The sequence below is a fragment of the Endozoicomonas sp. Mp262 genome (genome assembly GCF_025643335.1).
Lineage (GTDB): Bacteria > Pseudomonadota > Gammaproteobacteria > Pseudomonadales > Endozoicomonadaceae > Endonucleibacter.
This window is the reverse complement of record NZ_CP092489.1, coordinates 3,398,757-3,422,316: the sequence shown is the minus strand read 5'-3', so window position 1 is coordinate 3,422,316 and position 23,560 is coordinate 3,398,757. Positions and strand designations below refer to the sequence as shown.

General features: G+C 46.7%; 19 protein-coding genes. 8 read left to right on the top strand and 11 right to left on the bottom strand.

All coding sequences use genetic code 11. The features are described from left to right. Window positions 1–30 precede the first annotated feature (30 nt). The gene (locus tag MJ595_RS14945; protein ID WP_263078767.1) at window positions 31–702 is read right to left on the bottom strand and encodes a hypothetical protein; all 672 of its coding nucleotides are present in this window, start codon (window positions 700–702) and stop codon (window positions 31–33) included. A 584-nt stretch (window positions 703–1,286) separates the two neighbouring features. Between MJ595_RS14945 and nhaC the strand changes: the two genes are divergently transcribed. Together nhaC and ansA are read left to right on the top strand one after the other, a co-directional pair. Beyond that, window positions 1,287–2,741 carry a Na+/H+ antiporter NhaC gene (gene nhaC / locus MJ595_RS14940; RefSeq protein WP_263078766.1) on the top strand — a complete coding sequence of 485 codons (1,455 nt, stop codon included), beginning with the start codon at window positions 1,287–1,289 and terminating at the stop codon, window positions 2,739–2,741. Window positions 2,742–2,928: 187 nt separating this feature from the next. Continuing rightward, on the top strand, window positions 2,929–3,942 hold the full coding sequence (gene ansA, locus MJ595_RS14935; protein ID WP_263078765.1) for an asparaginase: 1,014 nt from the start codon (window positions 2,929–2,931) through the stop codon (window positions 3,940–3,942). Window positions 3,943–4,113: 171 nt separating this feature from the next. Here ansA and ung read toward each other — a convergent pair whose 3' ends face one another. The 4 genes from ung to prfB form a co-directional block, all read right to left on the bottom strand. After that, window positions 4,114–4,800 carry a uracil-DNA glycosylase gene (ung, locus tag MJ595_RS14930; protein WP_263078764.1) on the bottom strand — a complete coding sequence of 229 codons (687 nt, stop codon included), beginning with the start codon at window positions 4,798–4,800 and terminating at the stop codon, window positions 4,114–4,116. A 177-nt stretch (window positions 4,801–4,977) separates the two neighbouring features. Next, entirely contained in the window at window positions 4,978–5,670 is a 693-nt protein-coding gene (locus MJ595_RS14925) for a TetR family transcriptional regulator (RefSeq protein ID WP_263078763.1), read from the bottom strand. 408 nt (window positions 5,671–6,078) lie between these two features. Further along, window positions 6,079–7,572 (bottom strand): lysine--tRNA ligase, encoded by a 1,494-nt coding sequence (gene lysS / locus MJ595_RS14920; RefSeq protein WP_263078762.1) that lies wholly within the window; start codon window positions 7,570–7,572, stop codon window positions 6,079–6,081. Window positions 7,573–7,677: 105 nt separating this feature from the next. Continuing rightward, window positions 7,678–8,776 (bottom strand): peptide chain release factor 2 gene (prfB, locus tag MJ595_RS14915; RefSeq protein WP_263078761.1). Its coding sequence is split into 2 segments (ribosomal slippage): window positions 7,678–8,700 and window positions 8,702–8,776, totalling 1,098 coding nucleotides; the frame shifts between segments, so codons are not numbered across the junction. 211 nt (window positions 8,777–8,987) lie between these two features. On the opposite strand from prfB, the gene MJ595_RS14910 reads away from it, so the two are divergent. Both MJ595_RS14910 and MJ595_RS14905 read left to right on the top strand, forming a co-directional pair. After that, the gene (locus MJ595_RS14910; RefSeq protein ID WP_263078760.1) at window positions 8,988–9,272 is read left to right on the top strand and encodes a hypothetical protein; all 285 of its coding nucleotides are present in this window, start codon (window positions 8,988–8,990) and stop codon (window positions 9,270–9,272) included. Between the two features lie 362 nt (window positions 9,273–9,634). Then, window positions 9,635–10,891: a hypothetical protein gene (locus MJ595_RS14905; protein WP_263078759.1), complete on the top strand. Its 1,257-nt coding sequence runs from the start codon at window positions 9,635–9,637 to the stop codon at window positions 10,889–10,891. Window positions 10,892–11,002: 111 nt separating this feature from the next. Here MJ595_RS14905 and dinG read toward each other — a convergent pair whose 3' ends face one another. Next, window positions 11,003–13,171, bottom strand: a complete 2,169-nt coding sequence (gene dinG, locus MJ595_RS14900; RefSeq protein WP_263078758.1) for an ATP-dependent DNA helicase DinG — start codon at window positions 13,169–13,171, stop codon at window positions 11,003–11,005. After that, window positions 13,149–13,448 (bottom strand): DUF1145 domain-containing protein, encoded by a 300-nt coding sequence (locus tag MJ595_RS14895; protein WP_263078757.1) that lies wholly within the window; start codon window positions 13,446–13,448, stop codon window positions 13,149–13,151. The genes dinG and MJ595_RS14895 overlap by 23 nt, the downstream gene beginning before the upstream one ends. Window positions 13,449–13,613: 165 nt before the next feature. Here MJ595_RS14895 and MJ595_RS14890 point away from each other — a divergent pair, with 165 nt between their 5' ends. Beyond that, the gene (locus MJ595_RS14890) at window positions 13,614–14,312 is read left to right on the top strand and encodes a 7-cyano-7-deazaguanine/7-aminomethyl-7-deazaguanine transporter (protein ID WP_263078756.1); all 699 of its coding nucleotides are present in this window, start codon (window positions 13,614–13,616) and stop codon (window positions 14,310–14,312) included. A gap of 4 nt (window positions 14,313–14,316) precedes the next feature. Next, window positions 14,317–14,814, top strand: a complete 498-nt coding sequence (locus MJ595_RS14885) for a YchJ family protein (protein WP_263078755.1) — start codon at window positions 14,317–14,319, stop codon at window positions 14,812–14,814. A gap of 82 nt (window positions 14,815–14,896) precedes the next feature. On the opposite strand, the gene MJ595_RS14880 is transcribed toward MJ595_RS14885, so the two are convergent. Both MJ595_RS14880 and MJ595_RS14875 read right to left on the bottom strand, forming a co-directional pair. Further along, window positions 14,897–18,226, bottom strand: a complete 3,330-nt coding sequence (locus tag MJ595_RS14880; protein WP_263078754.1) for a PAS domain S-box protein — start codon at window positions 18,224–18,226, stop codon at window positions 14,897–14,899. A gap of 264 nt (window positions 18,227–18,490) precedes the next feature. Further along, entirely contained in the window at window positions 18,491–19,063 is a 573-nt protein-coding gene (locus MJ595_RS14875; RefSeq protein ID WP_263078753.1) for a hypothetical protein, read from the bottom strand. Window positions 19,064–19,331: 268 nt separating this feature from the next. Here MJ595_RS14875 and MJ595_RS14870 point away from each other — a divergent pair, with 268 nt between their 5' ends. Continuing rightward, on the top strand, window positions 19,332–20,495 hold the full coding sequence (locus tag MJ595_RS14870; RefSeq protein ID WP_263078752.1) for a 1-acyl-sn-glycerol-3-phosphate acyltransferase: 1,164 nt from the start codon (window positions 19,332–19,334) through the stop codon (window positions 20,493–20,495). Window positions 20,496–20,691: 196 nt separating this feature from the next. Continuing rightward, window positions 20,692–21,309, top strand: coding sequence for a CoA pyrophosphatase (locus MJ595_RS14865; protein WP_263078751.1), 618 nt, complete (start codon window positions 20,692–20,694; stop codon window positions 21,307–21,309). A 7-nt stretch (window positions 21,310–21,316) separates the two neighbouring features. Here the strand turns inward: MJ595_RS14865 and MJ595_RS14860 are convergent, their stop codons facing one another. Together MJ595_RS14860 and ccsA are read right to left on the bottom strand one after the other, a co-directional pair. Continuing rightward, window positions 21,317–22,573, bottom strand: coding sequence for an HlyC/CorC family transporter (locus MJ595_RS14860; RefSeq protein WP_263078750.1), 1,257 nt, complete (start codon window positions 22,571–22,573; stop codon window positions 21,317–21,319). 54 nt (window positions 22,574–22,627) lie between these two features. Then, on the bottom strand, window positions 22,628–23,419 hold the full coding sequence (gene ccsA, locus MJ595_RS14855) for a cytochrome c biogenesis protein CcsA (RefSeq protein ID WP_263078749.1): 792 nt from the start codon (window positions 23,417–23,419) through the stop codon (window positions 22,628–22,630). Between the last annotated feature and the right edge of the window lie 141 nt (window positions 23,420–23,560).

The window sequence follows — 23,560 nt, the reverse complement described above, 5'->3', positions numbered from 1 at the left end:
ATCGGACACCAGGAGGAATGGCATCAGGTGCTATTCCTTATCAAACGGCCGGTTTGGAAACGGTTTCTGTGGCTCAGGCAACTGCCTGTAACGCTTTTTCACTGCCGCAACATAATGTAGATGGGACCAGGAGTGACGCCCGTATAAACTATTCTTTCCCGTTTCCTTCTGCCCTTTAATAATCGTTCGCTTACCAATAAGGCCCAACTTGAACTGCTTATGAAATAACTTATAGCCTTTAGGGGTATTCACGGGATCATTTTCCACCAGAAAATTATGAACCTTCAACTGATTATCATTCCGGGATCTTACCATTAATGCTGACAATCCCGTTGTTTCATCAAACAGCACACCCGATGGTGATAACCTCAATCCTTTAAATAATTTATCCTTAACTTCAGCGTCCTCTCTGCTTTTCATATCCATCAGCATATGAAAAATACCTGATTCCGGCTGGTGCCTGGTTAGCCTTAAGCCCTGCCCTCCTGGCGCATTCACTGAACTCCTGTTGAGCGAGGTTTCAGCCTCCCGGACACGATCCCAGTTTAGATCATAGGGTAGCTGGGCAATGGCCGAATCCTCTACAATGCCCTGAAGCTTGTTGATATCAACAGGAAGTTCCTCCTCAACCCAAAAATCCCCCTCCTTAAGATCCGGATCCTTTTTTCTTATGGAGGTGACCTGCCTTGTGAGTACGATCATCCTCCCCAGCAACGGGATTCGCTCGGCTATCTCGGCTAATTTTTGTAACCGCCCTGCTGACCTCCACCAACGAACACGCCTATACCCCAAACGCCCTCTGCGTTGAGCTTTATTATCAGTTTTAGGCTGAGGCTGGGCTAGCGGGCTATTATTCTGAGTTTTTTGGCCTGGTTCCACCCGATGATCACCTTTATTCTATTTTATTTTTACCTTTCGCAATCACGCCAACCCTCTCGGTCAGCCGCAGCCTTAAAAGTAATACTCACCATATAAGCAGCATAGAAAAGTATTGATTTAGCAAATCCATCCAAAAATAAAAGCCAAACCAGTTATTATTAACAATAAAAATTATTACTAAGTCATAATTTAATGATAACAGGCAACTAATCAATCAATTTTTATTCGCCTTAAATGATCCAAGTCAGATTTTTATTGCTCAGACTATCGATTCGGTCAATTTTCTGACTTAGATCAAAAAAACGCCAGCCTGAATGATTAGCATACAGTCCGCGTTAACATCTATTCACAACAACCATGGCAACACTAACAGACACTGACGTATATAAGTCAGCGATGATAAAGACATGCCATGGTCAAGAAGTACGGAGATTGTTTGGATGGAGCAGAAGCTTTCATTGCCTTCCATGGGACAAGCTGCCCTTGTTCTCGGAACCTTCCTGGCACTGGCCTTTTCATTTACCGCCAAGTTGAATCTCCCCATTCAGCTGGCACTGTTCATCGGCTGGTTTCTGGTAATGGGCCTGGGAATCAAGCTGGGCTATAAATACAAAGACCTGGAAGCGGCTGCTTCAGAAGGTATTTTTAAGGGGATGGGTGCCATACTGATCCTGATCGCGGTAGGTGCACTGGTTGGCACCTGGATCGCCGGCGGTATCGTACCCAGTATTATTTATTATGGGCTGATGACCATTCACCCTTCCGTATTCCTCCTGGCCACCATGGTGATCTGCTCAATGACTGCACTGGCTACAGGGACATCCTGGGGAGCTGCCGGAACGGCAGGTATTGCCATGATGGGTATTGGCCAGGGTCTGGGAATCCCAGCGCCTATGACTGCCGGTGCAGTACTGTCGGGCGTCTATTTTGGTGACAAACTATCCCCTCTTTCTGATAGCGTTATCCTGGCATCCTCCATGTCTGAAGTGGAAATTGTTGACCACATTAAAGGAATGCTTCCCATCAGTCTGACGGCTTACGTTTTAACGGGTATTGCCTTTACTATTGCCGGTTTCAGCTACGGTGGCAATGCCGACCTGGCTCAGGTGCAGGCGGTTATGACGGCAATGGACGCGAATTTCACAATCTCTCCATTGGCCTTTATTCCTGTTGCCATTGTCCTTTTCTTACTATCCAAAAAGCTACCCTCTTATCCGGTGCTGGCATTTGGTGCTGCCATGGGCATGCTCTGGGCTATCATCCTCCAGGATCGTTCTCCGGTGGAAGCCATGAGTGCCATTTGGGCACCACTGACCATTGACTCAGGCAATGCATTTATTGACAGCATTCTAAACCGTGGTGGCATGTCTAACATGCTGGGCTCTGTTGCCGTGATTATTTTTGGCCTAGGCTTTGGTGGCTTGCTGGATAAGGTTGGCATCCTTGAAACCATAGCCAAACAGTTCGAAAAGAAAGTCACCAATGAAGGTAATCTGACCGTCTATACAGTGATCACCGCTTTCCTGGCCAATGTGTTTGGTAGCGCCATGTACGTATCACTTATTTTGACACCTAAAATTATGGCTAAAAACTACGACCGCCTGGGCGCTGACCGCCGTATGTTATCCCGTAGTGCTGAGTTTGGTGGAACCCTGACTTCCGGAATGGTGCCATGGAGTGATAACGGTATCTTTATGGCAGGCCTGCTGGGTGTGTCCACCTTTGCCTATATCCCCTATATGTGGATGAGCTTTATCAGCATTGGCCTGGTTATTCTGTTTGCTTACCTGGGTAAATTCCGGCCAAATGATAACAAGTATGTAAAAAGTCAGGAAAACCTTGGCGATTATGCAGCCGCTTAACCGTTAATTTGATTTATTAAAAAACGCTCTGTGCCGCCAACCGGCATAGGGCGTTTTTTTAGTGATAACTATAAAAAATCGTTATAATCCAGCCCCTAATGACAATCTTATGGAAAAGAGTGTTGTGAAAAATAGCAACAGCCTTGCTTAGACGACACTTTCCAACAGCTGTTTAAGAGAGATATTGATGGCAAAAAGAATCTACGTCGCTTATACCGGCGGAACCATTGGTATGAAGCCAACCGATTCAGGCTATGCTCCGGGTGACAACCTAATGGCTCTGCTCAGTGAAAAGCTGCCAGCGGATGTGATGAAAAGCCTGCCTGAGTTTGAGCTGTTTGAATATGAACAGCTCATTGATTCCAGCAATATCCGTCCCGATAACTGGAAGCAAATTGCCTCGGATATTGCTGCCCGCTATGAGGACTATGACGGTTTTGTTGTACTGCATGGTACCGATACCATGGCTTATTCCTGTTCAATGATGTCGTTTATGCTACAGAACCTGAACAAGCCAGTCATCTTCACCGGTTCTCAAATCCCTCTTTGTGAAGCGCGCACCGATGGCCTTGAAAACTTTGTTGGCGCACTCTCTGTTGCCACTGACGATCGTATCAAGGAAGTGTGCCTGTACTTCAATGGACGACTAATGAGGGGTAACCGCAGCAGAAAACTCAATGCTTACTGGTTTGATGCCTTTGATAGCCCAAACTACCCGTGGCTGGGTCGGGCAGATATTCATATAGAACTGAATGAGCAACTGTTATGGCAGTCTCAGGGAAAAGAAACGTTCTTACTGGACTGTGATTCTGATCCCCATGTATTGCCCCTGTGTCTGTTCCCCGGTATCACAGCCCAATGGCTGGAAACCGCCTTCCAGCAACCCTACTCTGCCTTTATATTACGCACCTATGGAACAGGTAATGGCCCCGACCAGGATCAGGAACTGCTGAAAGTACTGACAGACGCCAGCGCCAAAGGCAAGGTTATTGTCAATCAGACCCAGTGCCACCGCGGCACCGTTCGCCAGGGCAGTTATGCGGCAGGGTCAGCCCTTGCCCGCACCGGTATGGTGAGCGGCTATGATGCCACACCGGAAGCCCTGTTCTGCAAACTCCACCATTTATTCTCCATGGGAATGTCTCCGAAACAGGTAAGGGAACAGATAGGTATCAATCTCTGCGGTGAGCTATCCCAGTAAATTCTGAAATGAGTTCAGCCAGGCTCCCTCAAGAATAGCAGCAATAAGCCTCTGTGTTCTCTGTGCCTCTGTGGTGAATCAAAACACCTGCTGCAGCACCGAAAGGTGAGGAGCCTGGGCCTCTATTCCCCATTAGCTTCCCTTGCTTTCTCTTAGCCACTCTAACGGCTGTTATACCTGTTCGGGAAGCTGCCAGTCTATGGGAGCAATGCCATGACTGGCCAGATAATCATTGGTTTGGGAAAATGGTTTGCTTCCAAAAAAACCTCTATGTGCCGACAGTGGTGATGGATGGACGGACTTTAATACCAGGTGCCTTGACTCATCAATATACTGCCCTTTTTTCTGGGCATAACTACCCCACAGGATAAAGACCAGGTTATCCCGTTTCTCATTGAGCTCGGCAATCATCCTGTCAGTAAAACGCTCCCAGCCTCTACCCTGATGGGAAGCCGCCTGCTTATGTTCTACAGTCAGGACACTGTTTAGCAGCAGAACCCCCTGTTTTGCCCAATATTCAAGAAACCCGTGACGGGCGGGTGCTATACCAAGGTCATCCTGCAGCTCTTTATACATATTGACCAGTGAGGGAGGAATCCTCACATCCGGTTTCACTGAAAAGCTAAGACCATGGGCCTGGCCTGGCCCATGGTAAGGATCCTGTCCCAAAACAACCACTTTCACCTGTTCGAAGGGAGTAAGATCCATAGCCCTGAAGTATTCACTACCACAGGGGTAGATCATTTTCCCATGCTGTTTTTCCTGAACCAGAAATGCCTTGAGGGCCTGCATGTATTCTTTACTGAACTCATCCTGGATATGGCTCTTCCAGGATGATTCAAGCCTGATGTCCGGCATACTGTAACTCCCATTTATAGATTATGGGAATTATACCGTTCAGCCAGCACATCAAAAGTCCCCAAACCACAACCCGCTTAAAAACCCGGAACTTTATATCTGTCTGGTCAACAAACCGGTTTCTAAAGCGTACCCTGCACAGAACTGTCAAATGACGGTTTTCCAACCTGGCCAGTTTTAGCTCACTTTTAACATCACCTTGATTTGTCGGCTTAACATGGCCTTAATCATGGCGGCACAGTGATCTTCTCCAATCACCAGGGCCTCATACTCTGCCTGCATGATCACTGCAATGAATAGCCGGGCATCCACTTGTGCCTCATTGGAACCAAGGCGACCAAAAAAATGTTCCAGACTATCCAGAAGGTATCGCTGATGACGAAAAGCCACTGGCTTCAAATTTTCATTACGAAGACACTCCAGCTGAAAAGAGCGCTCCACAATCAGATAATCCCGGTGTTCCCTGAGTTGGAACTGAACATAGCTAAAGGCCAGTTCTGTCATATTTTCCGCAAAAAGCTGTTTCGACTGGACAGAACCATCCAGAGAACCCAGCGCTTCCTGAAGCCTGGAATCCGACTCCTCCCAAAAGGCATTAAATTTTTCTGCGCCCATTTCAACAAATAAAGTGAAAGCATCAGTAATAAGATCCGAGATATCTTTAAAGTAGTAAGTGGTTGCAGAAAGAGGCACTTCAGCCTCCTTTGCCACCGCCCGGTGTCGAACACCCCTGACCCCCTCCCTGACCACGATTCTCAATGCCGCTTCCAGTATACAACGCCGACGTTGCTCACTATTGGCCCGACTGGCCTTTCGACCCTGGTACTTCAAGTCTGATGCTTTAATTTGAGCACTTTTTGTTGCGTCCATAGTGGAATGCCTTTTGCCTGAATGTTATAGATCATGGAAATACAGTTTTATAATCAAAGTGGCATAGCCCGTTTCCGGGATAGTCAGCCGTCAGGCAGTTATCAACGAGTACTTTTTAGCAAAAGATTCACCGCTACTCCTTGTCTATAGCAACCCGGTACTTGTCAACCCTGCTTCACACAATCACCAGCAAGTGCTTTTGTCACTGGCAAAAGCTATCAACAAACGGCTGTCCAAAATGCCAAACTAAAAATTAGCAGGAGTTTACAGGTCTGCCAGTCACAAATAGGGATTATTTATGGATGGCTATGATTTAAAGAGGGGAGTTAACAGGATAAAACGGAGCTGGCGCTCGGATTCCCAGCGAGATGCTGGGAATGAGGTGCAAAGGAAAAGCCCGATGAGAATCTATTGCGGACGCATATGAGGGAACAACAGCACATCCCTGATGGATGGAGAGTCGGTAAACAGCATTACCAGACGGTCAATACCAATCCCCTCTCCGGCAGTAGGTGGCAGACCATACTCCAGGGCGTTGATATAATCCGCATCGTAGTGCATGGCTTCGTCATCACCGGCATCTTTTTCTGCTACCTGCTGACGGAAACGCTCAGCCTGATCTTCCGCATCATTTAACTCTGAGAAACCGTTGGCAATCTCCCGGCCTGCAACAAAGAACTCAAAGCGCTCGGTGACAAACGGATTTTCATCATTACGACGGGACAGGGGAGAGACCTCGGTTGGGTAATCGGTAATAAAGGTTGGGTCCAGCAAACGGTGTTCAACGGTCTTCTCAAAGATCTCAATTTGAACCTTACCCAGTCCCCAAATAGCCTTGACTTCAATATCCAGGTTTTCAGCCACTTTACAGGCAGCATCCATATTATCAATATCTTCTGCCTTCAGCTCAGGGTTGAAATGCAGGATAGAATCAAACACGGACATACGAGCAAACGGCTTGCCGAAGTCAATGGTTTTTCCCTGGTATTCAAAGGCTGTTTTACCCATCACATCTTCAGCCAGCCCCTTCAGCATGGCTTCCGTGTGGTCCATCATATCATTGTAATCCGCATAGGCCTGATAGAACTCAAGCATAGTGAACTCAGGATTATGACGGGTAGACAGACCTTCATTGCGGAAGTTACGGTTAATTTCGTAAACCCGCTCAAAACCACCCACAACCACTCGCTTCAGGTACAGCTCCGGAGCAATCCGCAGGTACATATCAATATCAAGGGCATTATGATGGGTAATAAAAGGACGGGCAGTGGCACCACCAGGAATTACCTGAAGCATGGGGGTTTCAACTTCCATATAGTCCTGCTTGCGGAAGTATTCACGGATGCCATCAATGATTCTGGAGCGGGTACGGAAAACATCCCGGGACTGCTCACTGGTAATCAGGTCCACATAACGCTGGCGATAACGCATTTCCGTATCGGTCAACCCTTTATGCTTTTCAGGCAGCGGGCGCAGGGATTTGGTGAGCAGCTGAACCTGCGCCATATCCACATAAAGATCCCCTTTGCCGGAACGCTGCAGGGTACCCTCTACACCGATAATGTCGCCCAAATCCCAGGTTTTGATTTCCGCCAGGGTCTCTTTATCGAGGGCTTTACGGTTAACATAAAGCTGGATACGGCCGGACATATCCTGCAGTTCCATAAAGGCACCACGGTTAAGCATAATGCGGCCCGCAACACTGACCCGAATGCCCGCTTCGCTTAACCCGTCTTTGGAGGCCTCTTTATACTGCTCCTGCAGATCGCCCGCCAGGGAGTCCCTGCGGAATTTGTTGGGAAAAGCCACACGCCGGGAGCGGATAGCTGCCAATTTTTCCCGACGCAGGGCAACCAGCCTGTTCTCTTCCTGCGCTTCGATATTCTGTTCTTGATCAGACATAAATCACTCTATTTCTGTAAATGACCATCGCTGACTGCCTTCACCCAGGCTTCGAAAAAACGGGCACTGGACAAAGACATTGCCAGAAGAAGGTATTCGCCAGGATTACAACCCTTTCTTCAAACTTGCTTCGATAAACTTATCCAGACCACCATCCAGCACAGCCTGGGTATTGCGAACTTCAACACCTGTGCGAAGGTCTTTGATTCTGGAGTCATCCAGCACATAGGAACGAATCTGGCTTCCCCAGCCAATATCAGACTTACTGTCTTCAAGGGCCTGGGCTTCAGCGGTCCTTTTTTGCATCTCCAGCTCATACAGCTTGGCTTTCAGCTGCTGCATGGCCTTATCCCTGTTCTGATGCTGGGAGCGCTGGTTCTGGCACTGTACCACGATACCGGAGGGGGCATGGGTAATCCGGATGGCGGAATCTGTGGTGTTAACGTGCTGCCCACCGGCACCACTGGAGCGATAAGTATCCACCCGCAGATCCGCCGGGTTAATCTCAACCTCAATATTGTCATCAATCTCGGGAGATACAAAGACAGAGGCAAAGGAGGTATGACGACGATTACCGGAGTCAAAGGGAGACTTTCTTACCAGACGGTGCACACCGGTCTCTGTTCTTAACCAGCCAAAGGCATACTCACCCGTGAACTGAACGGTAGCGGACTTAATCCCGGCAACTTCACCGTCGGACACTTCAATAAGCTCCGTTTTAAATCCCCGGGCTTCACCCCAACGGAGGTACATCCGCAACATCATATTGGCCCAGTCCTGGGCTTCAGTACCGCCGGAACCCGCCTGAATGTCCAGATAGGCATTATTGGCATCCATTTCACCAGAGAACATCCGCCGGAACTCCAGCAGCTCCAGTTTCTCAGCCAATAGATCCAACTCATCCACCACACCCTGAATGCCGTCTTCATCTGCCTCTTCCACAGACATATCCAGCAATTCATCGGCATCCTGCAGCCCCTGGGTCAACTCATCAATGGTTTGCACCACTGATTCCAGCTGCGCCCGCTCCCGGCCAAGGGCCTGGGCATTGTCCGGATTATTCCAGACTTCCGGGTCTTCCAGCTCCCGCTCTACTTCCTGCAGACGCTCACTTTTGTGAGCGTAGTCAAAGATACCCCCTAAGCACGTCAGTTCGTGCGCTCAGGTCTTTGATACGTTCCTTGATGGGATTAACTTCAAGCATCGCCCAAATTACTCACAGATTTAACCAAACGAGCCATTCTACCTTATGTAGAAGAGGCTTGGAATCGTTGCTAGCCGCTGTCTTTTCCGGATTTATTGACTGAAATGCAGCAATGGAATAAGGGAACCGGGAACCTATCAAGACTATTCCGGTCAAAAGGTCAGACTGGAAAACATACAAATAACCGTAAAAATAACATTGAGAGGTTTTTATGTTATTTCATACTATGCGTACCCTACTGGCCCTGGCCGTTGCCATTCCCCTGACCTTTGTCGCCATTGCTGTTCATGCTGATGAAAACAATACGCTTTCACAGAATGAAGAAGGCCATGAGATCCCCACTATCGATCCATTAAATACCCAGGATGATACGGAAAAGAAAGAAGAGGACGCTAAGCCAAAGGAAGAAAAAAAGAGCGCTTTGTCTTTATCTCAACTCAACCATGATGAGATAGATGAAGATGAAGATGAAGATGAAGATGAACAAATTAAATAACCTTCGGAGAGCAATAGACTTATTCACATCGCGCCCTAAGTGAGATTTTATTACACCCAAGGGCGCAAATTTCAATTTAAACTCAATTCAGCTAGTTAGCTGGAAAATCAGATAGCTATATCTTGCTTACCCATACAGGCTATTTCTAAAATGTATCACCCACCGATTTATCAAACTCCGGCTTTCCAATTAGGCACCATTTAATAAATATCTTAACAATCAGTAAGAGCGAGCATGTAATATAATAACTAATTATAATCTTCTATAAAACCAGTTCTCTAATTGCAAACAACCATACATTCATTTCCAAAAATTTACTATAAATACTACTCCTACTCTTCAATTCGAATAACTATCACACTATGAAAAATAAGTTTGCTCTTTACTACTTAGCTGCTAATGCTGCATTACTCTCTTTTTTTACCAACGCAGCGCCACCTTCTGCCATCTGGAAGTCCTGGGAGAACCCTCCCCACCAGTATCAGCTACTTGATAGTACCACTTCACCTTTCTGCATCATGTCTACCAAGCAAGATACTACTGATCCAGCTCAAGCGGGATCCAGTGCCCTTGAGGAGCCTCCTTCCCCAAAAAAAGGCAGATTAGCATTTGAAGCTTCTCCATATATTTTCGGGGTTGTAAAAAAATCAGAAAATAACTGTGTTTGCGTACTAGAAACTGCTGATACAAAGTTAAAACACAATAAATTCATTTGGCTTTCTGCTGAGGAAGATGCTCTAAAAATTGACAAGCACTTGCCAAAAACAACTGACACAACTCCTAGGGACCTCCATTTTTTTTACTGGAATACCTGGACAGATCCCAATGAAACCAAGAGAGAAGAGCTTTGGGAACACGTTTTTGGTGTTAACTCCCTATCAGAACTTCAAAGTTCTCCCTTCTGGTTAACATGGGATGCTGAAATATTATCCCTGATTGACCCCGTATCAGGGCTGCCAGTTGATACAGCTTCTGCGGCCACAGGCAGTGGTTTTGATACAACAATAGCAGGGGCTTATAAGGTCAAACCTTGCATTAAGCTGGGCCAAATAGATGCCGACCCAATACCTTTAACCAGTCAATTTTACCTTACAGAACAAAATGTGCAGATAAACCCTTATTGTGATGAATTGGGAAATTTTATTCCTTGCTGGTCTCACTTTGTTACTCCCAATTATCGCTACAGCAACACTAATTTTCACCCATTAACCAACTTTGTTTGTTTACAGCTCATGAAAAAAAATATGTTTAAACACGGAGCAGGAACCGGAAGCAAGGATAATGGGCGTTATATGTTTGGAACTGTTGTTAATACCCGAGGCAAACAAGATACAAAACCCTATAATCAAGGGTACTTTTTGGGTATTGCCAATTCAAAACCGCCTTTAATGACAGCGTCCCATGATGATATTGTTACGAAAGATATACCTGATGAAGTAAGAGGAAAAAATAAAGCATCTCCACAACTTCAGATACAGTCAGGATTAGAAACAGTAGGAGATTTTTTTAGTGCTCTAAGGCAGAGCGATAACCCCGCTGTAGCGAATTTTGCAGATACTTCTGAGAATTTACTGGGCAATATTCATGAAGCTCTGACTAATTTCTTAGGAAAGAAATAGCAATAAACTATTCTTGATTTCAATAAAACAACTTTTTCATACCACACTGGACATAAGCAAACAGTGTGGTATAAAACAAGCGTTAACAGTCTATAAATCAGTCCGGCAGAATTAAACTCCCAAATAATGCTCAATCCGCCGGGCAAACGGCGGCAAGGAGTCCAGAATCATCTGCCCATACCGCTGTGTCACCACCCTGCGATCCAGCAGGGTGATTTGCCCGGTATCCTTTTCTGTCCTTAATAAACGACCACAGGCTTGTATCAGCCGGGTGGCTGCATCGGGAACAGTCATTTCCATAAAAGGGTTCCGTCCCTGCTTTTCCAACCACTCAGCCAGGGCTGCCTCCACCGGATCATCAGGTACCGCAAAGGGAATTCGGGCAATAATCACATGCTCACAGTAATTACCCGGCAGATCAATGCCTTCTGCCAGACTGGCAAGGCCAAATAGAGCGCTGGACTTACCCTCATCAATGGCCTCCCTGTGCCGCTTCAACAGTTCCTGACGGGAATAATCATCCTGAACCAGAATATTTTCCTGTATGGATGTGGGTAATCCGGCATACACATCCTGCATTTGCCGCCGGGATGAAAACAGCGTTAACGTCCCCTGTTGCTGCTGTAACAATTCAGGAATCAACTCAATAAGGGCATCAGTATGCTCATCGGCCTGGCGGGGATCAGCGTCCATCGCCGGCACCACCAGAGAGGCAGCGTCTCGGTGAATAAAGGGACTGGGAACCACAACACAACGGGATTCTGCCGGAATCCCTGAGCGCATTCGAAACCGGTTAAAGTTCCCTAGTGATGCCAGGGTGGCCGATGTCACCACTGCACCATAGCACTGATACCACAAGCTGGTACTCAGGGTGCTGGCAGAAAGGATGGGACTGCTAAAGACTTCCAGTTCCTCACCAAATGGCCCTTCTGTCCACTTGAGCCAGCGAGCCACAGGGGGTTCATCTTCAGAGTCGGTGACGGTATAGGTTTGCCAGAGCTGGCATTGATTCTGCAAACGTACCAGCATGGCACCCACTTCAGGGTACAACTGCTCAGCCTGCCACCGGTCGATTCCCTGAATCTCACCATCCATGGCATCATTAAGGTCTTTACAGACTTTTTCCAGCAAGGTTGCCGCTTTGCTAAAGCCCACTTTCAGCACCTGGGCTTGCGCCTTAACCGGATCAGAGACCACGCCACCAGGAAAACGATAAACAGCCACCTGGCTGTCACCCTGTATACGAGGCTCGAACTGCGCCCCGGAATGCAGCAGCTCCCGGGTAAAACCTATAGCATTGATCAGGGCGTCAAACTCTGGCTGAACTTTTTCAAGCCGCTCACCCAGCTCCCCGGGCAGTGCCTGCTGGGAAAGCACCTTTTGCAAATGCTTTGCTGCCTTTTCCAACCAATTGGCTGTACCTTTCAACCGGGAATGACAGGCAAAATGATTAATGGCTTTATCCGGTAAATGATGACCTTCATCAAAAATATAAATAGCGTCTTTCGGTGGTGGTAAAATAGCACCACCTCCCAATACCAGGTCAGCCATAACCAAATCATGGTTGGTCACCACTACATCGGCCTGTTCAAGGTCGGCCCGGGCCTTATAAAAGGGACACTGGTTAAAATAACCACAACGCCGACCACTGCACTGGGCATGGTCGGTAGTAATTAAGCGCCACTGCTGATCTTCCAGTGCATCAGGCCAGCTGTCACGATCCCCCGACCACCGGGATGCAGCAAACTTTTCCAGCATGTCCTGATACAGGGCCCTGGCAGAGCTGTCCTGGCCAATGCTAAACCCCTCTTCGGCAAACAACTCTACCAGAGAAGCATTGGCCTTCTCCTCCTGTAAAAGCCGATCCAGTTTAGTGAGACAGGCATAACGTCCCCGCCCTTTAGTCAGGACATAGGAAAATTTAAGTCCGGTATTTTTCAGGATATCCGGTAAATCCTTACTGATAACCTGCTCCTGCAAGGTCACCGTCGCCGTGGATATAACCAGTGTTTTTTCCGTGGATTGCGCCATCACCACACTGGGAATCAAATAACCGACGGTTTTCCCTGTTCCCGTACCTGCTTCAATGGCAATGACCGCTGGATCTGAAACCCGCCGCCCTTCACCATCCTCCTGAATGGCACCCAAGGTCCGTGCAATTTCAGCAATCATCTGCTTCTGGCCAGGACGCGCCCTAAGGGACTTATTACCCAGAAACGCGCTATAGGCCTTTTGTATGGCCTGTTTTTGGGCATCATCAAGAGGCACTGTTACTATCACCCATACTGATCTGTTTAACTGCCTGTTCTTTCTTGAATAACCGCATTAAGTAAAACCCTCCAAACAGTACAATTTGCACACGATCCAGCATGGGAAGCCTTCTTCCCACAGCCGCAAAACGCCATGAAAAAAACACCATTTCGATACTATGGATAACTAATACAGCCGGTGCAACCCAGTTAAGCAGATTACCAAGCGGACTGGTCTGGGGAACCAGCGTATTATAAATAGCAGCCAGCCAGAACAACAGGGTTAACCCTTTGCCAAAATACAACATATATCAACGTCCGGAAAAAACTGGGATTTTAACCAAACCACTCCCAGGAAAAAGCACTAGTTTATACTTATCAGGCAGTTAGGGGCTATTGCCCAATAAATAAGAATCTATTAGCATCCTTCCCCCCAGGGGCTGTTGACGTTTGCTCCATAAACAGGAAGAAACATGCCTTTTCCAGCCTCTCTAAACAGCACATGGTCGGCCGCATTAAACACAGCGCCTCCCCAAACCCTTTGGGTTCTTGTCAGCTTTCACATTGCAGTCATAACCCTCAGCAACTACCTTGTACAGATTCCTGTTGACATTGCCGGATATCATAACACCTGGGGGACCTTCAGCTTTCCACTTGTTTATATGGCTACCGACCTGACCGTGAGAATTTACGGTTCATCACTGGCCAGACGCATTATTGCCCGGGTTATGTTTCCGGCACTGGTTGCTTCATACACTGTGTCAGTTATGTTCCAAACTGGGCAGTTTCAGGGAATCCAGTCAATAACTACCTTTAGCCTGGAAGTGGCCAGAATTGCCTTTGCCAGTTTTTCTGCCTATGTGGCAGGCCAGTTTCTGGATGTTACCGTGTTTAACCACTTGCGCAAAAAAAGGCAATGGTGGTTAGCTCCAGCTGCTTCTTCTATTGTTGGTAACGGACTGGACACCCTGGTATTTTATTGGGTTGCATTTTTTAAAAGCAGTGACCCCTTTATGGCAAGCCACTGGGTTGAGATAGGCACCCTGGATTATCTTTTTAAGAATCTCATCGGTATCGTTTTTGCCTTGCCTCTCTACGGTGTTTTGCTAGCTGTAATACAGCGTTATATCACACTGCAATATCCTGCGGGTTCTGCCCCTAGCATCAAGTAATCCAATGACTGAAGCACATATAACCTCTTGTCCCTGTGGATCAAACAAAGCCTATTCTGCCTGTTGCGGGCTTTACCATTCAGGCAGCCCTGCCCCAACCGCTGAAACCTTAATGCGCTCCAGATACAGTGCCTATGCATTAAAAAACATTGATTACATCATCAAGACCACCTGGCGTTGTCAACAACCACAACTGGAGCAAGATAGAAATCACCTGCAACAGGATTCCACAAACTGGTTAAGGCTAGAGGTACTTGGCACTGAAGCAGGCCAACCCGAAGATCATACCGGTATCGTTGAGTTTAAGGCATGGTATAAAGACCTGCCTGCCAGCCATGAGCAAGTGATGCACGAGACTTCAGAATTTATCAGGGAAAATGGTCAGTGGTATTATATTCACCCTGCCCTTACCCGAGCCCCTGCCATGAAAGAAAGAAAGCCGGAGCGTAACGACCCTTGTCCCTGCGGAAGTGGCCGAAAATACAAAAAGTGCTGCATGTAGAGCAGCGAGTACATACAAGATAAGCGCCTCCCTCCCAGCACTATTTCCCATAAGGAAAATGACAGAAATTGGCATCGGGTGATCAGGACAGTTTGCGAGTCATCTCCTCGAGCTTTTCCAGATTCATATCCAGGCACAGATTCATAATCAACTTGATTAATGGTGCTGACCGGGGTCCTGAACTAACCATCGCCAGCTTGTTCTCCAATAATTCAAGATCCCCTAACTCCAAAGCCTCTGACAAAATAGCAGCCAGTGCTGCTTTTTGGTTACCTTTAAGCCCATCAATAAGAGCAGAGCACTCGCATTCGTCAACATAAGCACTATCACTACTACTACGCTCTGCAAAGGTAATATCCAAATGCTGTTCAATTAACTCAAACAGATGATTGGCATCAAAAGGCTTACCCACATAGCCATTAAAGCCCTGAGCCAACAGCTTCTTTTTCGTTTCCTCACTGACACTTGCTGTCACAGCAATAACAGGCAAATCTTGCCCTGATTCCATTCCACGTATTTTTTTTATCGCTTCCACACCATTAAGTACCGGCATTTTGATATCCATCAGAACCAGGTCATAATAACCGGAGCTCACGGCAGTTACTGCCTCCAATCCATTACAAGCCATTTCAACCCTGAACCCTGCACCCGATAGCAGACCCGCCATCATATCCCGGTTACTTTCAATATCATCAACCACTAATATCAAGGGTGCTTCTTCCGAATCCTGAATTTCAAGATGCTGATATCCGGACAATCGCCGATTTTTTATGACGTTAGTATCTGCCTTAACGGTTTTCAAGGGTAAATCGAATGAAAAGGTTGTTCCCTTACCTACCTGACTTGTAACTGTCAGGCACCCGCCCATGCAAGCCACCAGCCAGCGGCTTATTGACAGCCCCAAGCCTGTCCCTCCCCCTTCAAGCCCCGGTTTCAATTGCCTGAAAGGTTCAAAAATACGCTCAAGATCTTCCTCTGCAATCCCAACACCACTGTCTTCTATTAAAAACAACAGATGTTTCCCTTTATTGCTCACTGAGAGTCTTACCCAACCATTTAAGGTGTATTTCACGGCATTACTTAATAAATTAAGCAACACTTGGCGAACCTTTATCTCATCCACAATGATCACTTCCGGCAAATCCAGCAAATAGTTCACCTCCAGCTCAAGCCCTTTGCTGTCTGCCCTTTCCACAAGCATCGCCTGAACATCCCGCAACATCTGTTTCAAGTTGCAGGGGTGCATATGAAGTTCCACCTCACCCAACTCAATCTTGGTCAAATCCAGAATATCATTGATAACAGATAACAGATGGTAACCACTGGATTCTATAGCCTTTAACCATTTGTGATGCTTGACAGGCATTTCCCCGTCCCTTAACAACACCTGGGTATATCCCAGCACGCCATTCAGCGGTGTTCTTAATTCATGGCTCATATTGGAAAGAAACATCCCCTTCGCCATACTGGCTTTTTCTGCCTGCTCTTTGGCAGAACGAAGCTCCTGTTCAATTTTCTTTCGACTGGTAATATCTCTTGCAACAATTGATATTAACAGGCCTTCATTGGTTTCCAGGGGGTTACTGGTGATTTCCAGTGGAAAAACCCTGCCGTTGGCATCAATTCCCCTTGACTCATACTCCGCTAAACAAAGTTCAGCCCAGGATGCGGTTGCCAGATCCCCTAATAATGGGTGAAGCTCCCGGATATCCACCGGAGCCAATAGTCGCAAGGGCATATTAACCAGCTCCTCACGACCGTAGCCAAAAAGTTCTTCCGCTCTGCTATTTACCAGACTAATAATCCCTTCCGTTGTTGCTATAATTGTTGCATCAGGCCCGGAATCAAGCAGGCCTTTAAACTTTTCTGTATCACTTACCCGCTCAGTCACATCATTGGCCAACCCTTCTATGGTAGAATAGTTACCATTAGTCCCCCCCATATGACTCCAGAAAATTTCTACCCGACGACTGGAACCATCTTTATGACACAAATCCAGCTCAAACGGCTCAGACCATTCTCCCGATAACACACTATGGATCTGTTTGTTATAGCGATCCAAATTCTGAGAGCCTGAGATAAAGCGGGAGAACGGTCGGCAAAATTCCGCCACCGTATAGCCTAAAATAGCCTCTATGGATAAGCTCACATGGGTAATACAGCCATCACGGTCCAGGTTGAAGTAGAAATAGGTTCCACCCAGCTTTTGGACCAGATGACCAATGTTATTGGTTCGTGCTGCATGCAATGCCTGATCTCTATCATTAAGCTTTTCCAGTAATTGTTGAAAACTATCCGCCAGGCTGCCAATTTCATCACTGCTATTCACTGAAATTTCAGGCACTTTATTTTTATAGGTGAAAACATCCATAGCTCTCTTTAATGCAAGGACAGGCTGCGTAATTTTCAATGAGGCAAACCAGCTACAGGCAGTGATTAAAAGTAAGGATATCGCAAGAATAATTGCATTGGAGAGGATGGATGAATAACCTGAGCTCAATGCCTGGTCACGACTGATATAAGCAAAAAGCCACCAGTCAGTGGCCTTGACGGGAGAGCCAAAAAACCAATACTCCCTCTTAAACCCTGACTCGGTAAACATGACATAACGTACAGATTCGCCCTTATCAATCAGCCTGCCAATGTCGCCACCCAACCCCTGAATACGATAGGCATGACTTGTCTCGGAAAGGTTTCTATAACCAAACTGAACCGCTTTTTTATCCGTGGTATAGAGATAGCGCCCCTGCCGATCCACCAGGTTTAAAGCCCCAATATCTGATATTGCATAGTCCCCCACCGGGTGCCTATCCAGCACCTTTTCCACAAGCTGCTGGATATTAATATCAAAAGACAGGTAGCCCCACAGCTGACCACTCACCATAATAGCCAGTAAACAGCTGGTTACTTTATAGCCAGTGAGGCTATCTTTATACAACGGCGTCCAGGAACTAATACCTGGCAGGTTTTTAACGGGCTGCCTTATCATTTTGCTAATGGGGTTTGTCTCTTCAAGCAACCCACTCCATTGCAACCTCTTACCCTGACGCAGAAAATAACCTTGCCCCTTTAATTCCTGTGAGTCAGGCTGCAATTCATAGAGCACCACACTGGAGATTAAAGGATTACGAAGAAGCTTTGCACCGGCAATGGCATCCAGAACCGGTTTTTCATAGGGTGAACTCATTTCCTGGTATTGCTGGGCAATAATACCCGCAAGCTGCATAATATTACTGATTTCTGAATCAATGGCTCTTGAGAAACTCATGACATCATGCTGAATACGTGCCTCAACCTCCCCGGTGATATCCTCATAGGTCATATAAAAATAAATACAAAAAATAAGATTATAGAGTAAGGTTACCGGCACCACGGAATATAGGATTATCTTCCAGCGTATTGTACCAAGCACCTGATATCTCCAAGCAAGTCAATAAGCGAATCAAGTAATTTTGTATTCTGCAGTCAGGTTTTTATTGATATAAACTTACGTGCCAAAAAGCGGCATTTTAACAACCACACAACAAGAATAGCCGGATTAAATGACCATAGTGACACCGAGTCATATAGCCTTTAGCACTTTCTATATTCATTTATTTTCTAGCCCTAAAAAATTTGAATACCCATATGAAGTCTAAGGATAGCTCAGCTAAAAGGCAGGGGACTCATATTTTCGTTATTGCACCAGATAAATGCCTATCATTTGATCCACCAGCGCCTTTGCTGTCTTTATTTGCTCACTATTCAGCAACTCTGCCAGCGCCTCCTTTTGCTTCGCTGCCTGCTCAGTGACAGAGGAAGGCTGCTGCAGACTAAGCGTTGTCCATATATATGCCGAGATTAAATTCCGGTCAGTGCCTTCCCCCAGATAATAAGCCCGCCCCAGTTCATATTGGGCTTCAGCATTTTTACCACTTCGCCCTGCAGCTTGCATAAAATAACCGAAAGCTTTTTCTGTGTTTTTTTCTACCCCTCCCAGGCCATCCCGATAAGCCCTGCCAAGCCAAAGCGTCGCCTGAACACTCCCCTTTTCTACCAAGGGCAAAAGCAAATCTGCGGCTTTACCTGAAAGGGATGGATCCCCATGCCCCTGTAACAACTCGATAGCAATCGCCAAATTATCACTAGAGTTTACGGTGGATAGTTTTTGATAATCTCGCCCGAGAGGAGATATAGCCCACAAGGGAGTAGCCAATAGTATTAATACTGCACCCAGCCAGCCCCGATACTTCACTGTATTTAATAACATAATATGCCCCCTAGAAGCAGCACACAACAGACGTCGTAAAAGAGCATTACCACCACGTAAGCATTTGTGAGCCAGCTCGACTTGCCTTATTTTTTTTGCGTATACAAAGACTTTTTAGACCTATTTTCACCACCGTAGTAGCATACCCCTCTCCTGGCTCCCGAGTATACCCCGATGATCGTTACAAAGCGCGACATTGCCTATACAGAAACGGAGTCCCCGGATAGATATAATCCTTTTAGATTCAGTAAAGATTGATTACGCCCTGATGGAACATTTTGACGAAATAAGGCCTTACCACGATGAAGAGGTTCGACCAACATTAAACCGGCTGGTAGCCGACAGCTCTTTTCTTAATATACTGGCCCGACACAACTACCCTGCACTCACAGAAAACTGCGGGCCTCTTATGGAATGGCTGACAGGTGTGATTGTCCGCCGGAAGCTCAGAAATATCAACGACGTTCGCGGATTCCAAAGCATTGTTGAGCCCTTTCTCAGTAAAGTGATTGACAAAACCACCTCCCGGGTCAGTTACTCGGGGCTGGAACATCTGGAAAAAGGAAAGCCTTATCTTTTTCTATCCAACCATCGTGATATTGTTCTTGACCCCGCCTTTGTCAATTATGGCCTCTATAAAAATGACATGGAAACCCCTCGCCTGGCCATTGGTGATAACTTGCTAAGCCGCCCTTTTGTCAGTGACCTGATGCGCCTTAACAAGAGTTTTATTGTTAAACGATCCATCAGTGGCCGTAAGGAAAAGCTGAAAACATACCTGACACTATCTGCCTATATACACCACTCCATAGAAACCGGGCATTCAATCTGGATAGCCCAAAGCGAAGGGCGTGCCAAAGACGGCAATGACCAGACCGATACGGCGATCATTAAAATGCTCAACATGAGTAAAAGAGGCAAAGACCTTTCTTTTGCCGACAGCATACGAACGCTTAATATTGTTCCCGTCGCCATTTCCTATGAGTATGACCCCTGCGACTGCAGTAAGGCCAAAGAACTATATAACACCGAGCAGCATGGGCAATACCATAAGGCGGATAATGAGGATATGTTAAGTATCGCTGCGGGTATAGAGGGTTTTAAGGGACATGTTCATATAGCCTTTGGAGCACCATTGACCGGCAACTATCATAGCGCCACCGAGGTAGCCACGGCAGCTAATAATCATATCCATGCGCACTACACCCTGCATCCTTCTAACTACATTGCCTGGGATCTGATGAAATCAGAATATGACTCTTCCCGCATTCCTGCCATTGAAACACTAATACCGAGTTCTGTGCTTTCAGCAAAGAGAGTGGAATTCAAACAGCGGTTACATCGCTGTCCCAAAGAGCACCACCCCTTGTTGCTAAAAATGTATGCCATGCCGGTGATTAACCATTACCGTCAAAAAGGCTTGCTTTCCTAGTCTTTGGTTAGCTTTCAATAGCTGGGGAATAGGGAATAGTCTGAGACTCTATTCCTCTCTATTCAAGGTCAACTTTATAAATATAAAGACTTAGCGGTAGTGAACAAGCACTTACAGATGCGCCATTAGTTCTTGGCAATGAGTCAAAGGTGCATCAATATAGATAAATATAAGAAGTGGAAAAAGGCTATCGGTAATGTTAGAGCGTATAGAACAAAATTTATTACATCATCACCCCAGAACCATAAACTCCCAACTTCCTGAAGCCGCTGTTTTAATTCCAATAATAGATACATCCAGACCTGAGCTGATTTTCACTCGCAGGGCTGTTCATCTTTCTACCCATGGAGGGGAGATTGCCTTTCCGGGTGGCAAAAGAGACAGGGAAGATACAAGCCTTGAAATCACAGCCTTACGTGAATCCCATGAAGAGATTAATCTTGCTCCAGAGGCGGTAAAAATATTAGGAAGAACCGGATCTGTTATCTCCAGGTTTGGCCTGGAGGTCACCCCCTTTGTTGGGATCGTAGCGGACAATACAACCCTGATTCCCAATACAGAGGAACTGGATGTCATCTTCAAAGTGCCTTTAAGCTTCTTTCTGGAACCCGAAAATTTACGCGTTGACCAATTCAGGATCGCCCATAAAAACTACTCCATGCCCGCCTATCAATTTGAAAATCATCTAATCTGGGGGCTGACCGCTATTATCCTCGTGGAATTTTTAAACATCACCCTTGAGACAGACATTCCCCTTGATGTTCCCCAGTTCTCCGAGTCCTCAAGCCGGGAGCACGGTTTCATACAGGGCTGACCTATGGTTAAGGAGCCAGACACACTTTCACGGTTCTCACCCGGTTATCCTTGACCTGTAAAATCTCAAAGCGATAGCGTCCCAGCTGGAGACAAACGCTGGACTCCGGGATAAACTCCATGACTTCTGTAATAAGTCCGCTCACGGTTCTGGCATCTTCCACCGGTAAATCCCAGCCAAGTATCCTGTTTATATCCCTAATGGACGCAGAGCCATCAATGATATAGCTGCCATCATCCTGGGGAGTAATATCGTGACTGGTATCCGAGACATCCGTGGTAAAATCACCGACAATTTCTTCAAGAATATCCTCAAGGGTTACCAACCCTAAAATATCACCATACTCATCAACAACAATGGCGGTTCGTTCCTTGGCTTTCTGGAAATTAAACAGCTGAGTATGCAAAGGCGTACTTTCTGGCGTATAGTAAGGCTCTACCGTTTCCTGTAATAACGTCGCCTTATTAACTTCCTCAAGGCTTAACAGCCGGGCTATTTTGCGCATGTGGAGCATACCGATAAGATTATTGATATCGCCCTTATAGACTGGCACACGGGTATGCTGACAATCCCTGAGCTGGTCAAGTATCTCTTTGATATCATCCTCTATATCAATGCCGACAATGTCGTTTCGGGGAATAAGAATATCATCAACACTGACCTTCTCCAGGTCCAGTATTCCCAACAGCATCCCTTTTCTTTTTTGTGGCAGCCGCAAGCCCGATTCATTAACCAGGGTTCGCAGCTCCTCGGCACTGAGCTGGTCGCTACTGCCGTCACCCGGCTTTATGCCAAAAGGCCTCATTAGAAAACCACAGACTCCGTTTAAAACCACTACCAGCGGGTACAGTAGCTTTAATAACGGATACAGCACCCAGGATGAAGGAAAGGCGATCCGTTCAGGGTATATGGCAGCGATGGTTTTAGGCGTTACTTCACCAAAAATAAGGACAACCACTGTTAACCCTATAGTGGCAATGGCGATCCCGTTATCCCCCCAAAGTCTCACCGCAATAATCGTAGCCAGGGCGGATGCCAGGATATTAACAAAGTTATTGCCAATGAGAATGACACCAATTAAACGGTCAGGACGTTCCAACAGGCTTACCGTACGCCTTGCCCCACGATGCCCTTTTCTGGCCAGGTGACGCAGCCGATAGCGGTTAATGGCCATCATGCCCGTTTCTGAACTGGAGAAAAAAGCAGAGAAAAATAATAGAACAAACAACGTGCCCAAAAGAACACTGGTAGGAGCTTGGCTCAAAGGTAAACTCGCCTCTTGACCATAGGATTCAATGATATTGGGCTATTATCAGATTCATCGCACCAGAAGATCAATAGCCAGTCGCCAGCCAAAGTAGGAGATAACCAGCAACAGGAAACCGGCAACAATCCAGCGCATGGCCATTAAGCCCCGCCACCCCCACAGCCAGTGACCAATTAATAGCAGGGTAAAAATACACCAGGCCACTATAGACAGCATCGTCTTATGAATCAGGTGCTGGGCAAACATGTTCTCCAGAAATAGAAAACCGGTGGCCAGGGACAGCGTCAGCAAAATAACCCCCACCACCAGGAACTCAAACATTAACCGCTCCATGGTCTGGAGTGGTGGTAATGCCTTGATGATTCGCTTTTGCTGATGGTTTCTTAATTGGTACTCCTGATAAGCCAGCAAGAGAGACTGAAACGCCACCACCATTAAAATACCATAGGCCAATACCGAAATAAGGACATGAGCCACCATCGCCGAAGGGGGACGCCAGACAATATGCTCTATTGGCATCAGCCAGGCCGCCATTACCGAAAGCATAGTTACCGGTACAATAAGGATCAGCAGACTATCCGCCGGTTTCTTTACACTACTTAACAGAACGATGAGTGTCACCATCAGCATGGTTAATGAGGCAATGGTCAACACCCCCAGATTGATGCCACGGGACGTATGAATCACCCAATACAACGCCAGGGTTTGACAAACAGCACCCAGTGCTGTCACCCCAAGCACCCACTCTTTACGTACAGGGCCACCCCGAATACGGAACCACTGGCCAAGTACCCCCACCCAATAGCAGCCCAAGGCACCCAAGCTGGCTAACATGACGTTCATTGATTTTGCTGTAACCTCAACCCGATTCAGGATGTACTAGTACATCATTTCAATATGTTTGACGTGTTCAGCCTGAGCGAGAGCTTTTGTGACAAGGCGCAAGCACGCAGGAATACCGGGTGTCTTTCAAGTGCTTGCAAC

Bases quoted from the DNA above. Each gene is read 5' to 3' on its own strand.
- ung (WP_263078764.1), bottom strand. From the start codon at position 4,800: ATGCCGGACATCAGGCTTGAATCATCCTGGAAGAGCCATATCCAGGAT.
- MJ595_RS14885 (WP_263078755.1), top strand. From the start codon at position 14,317: ATGACTGAAGCACATATAACCTCTTGTCCCTGTGGATCAAACAAAGCC.
- MJ595_RS14910 (WP_263078760.1), top strand. From the start codon at position 8,988: ATGTTATTTCATACTATGCGTACCCTACTGGCCCTGGCCGTTGCCATT.
- ccsA (WP_263078749.1), bottom strand. From the start codon at position 23,419: ATGAACGTCATGTTAGCCAGCTTGGGTGCCTTGGGCTGCTATTGGGTG.
- MJ595_RS14945 (WP_263078767.1), bottom strand. From the start codon at position 702: ATGATCGTACTCACAAGGCAGGTCACCTCCATAAGAAAAAAGGATCCG.
- nhaC (WP_263078766.1), top strand. From the start codon at position 1,287: ATGCCATGGTCAAGAAGTACGGAGATTGTTTGGATGGAGCAGAAGCTT.
- lysS (WP_263078762.1), bottom strand. From the start codon at position 7,572: ATGTCTGATCAAGAACAGAATATCGAAGCGCAGGAAGAGAACAGGCTG.
- MJ595_RS14895 (WP_263078757.1), bottom strand. From the start codon at position 13,448: ATGTTGTATTTTGGCAAAGGGTTAACCCTGTTGTTCTGGCTGGCTGCT.
- MJ595_RS14925 (WP_263078763.1), bottom strand. From the start codon at position 5,670: ATGGACGCAACAAAAAGTGCTCAAATTAAAGCATCAGACTTGAAGTAC.
- MJ595_RS14890 (WP_263078756.1), top strand. From the start codon at position 13,614: ATGCCTTTTCCAGCCTCTCTAAACAGCACATGGTCGGCCGCATTAAAC.
- MJ595_RS14865 (WP_263078751.1), top strand. From the start codon at position 20,692: ATGTTAGAGCGTATAGAACAAAATTTATTACATCATCACCCCAGAACC.
- MJ595_RS14870 (WP_263078752.1), top strand. From the start codon at position 19,332: ATGGAACATTTTGACGAAATAAGGCCTTACCACGATGAAGAGGTTCGA.
- ansA (WP_263078765.1), top strand. From the start codon at position 2,929: ATGGCAAAAAGAATCTACGTCGCTTATACCGGCGGAACCATTGGTATG.
- MJ595_RS14905 (WP_263078759.1), top strand. From the start codon at position 9,635: ATGAAAAATAAGTTTGCTCTTTACTACTTAGCTGCTAATGCTGCATTA.
- MJ595_RS14875 (WP_263078753.1), bottom strand. From the start codon at position 19,063: ATGTTATTAAATACAGTGAAGTATCGGGGCTGGCTGGGTGCAGTATTA.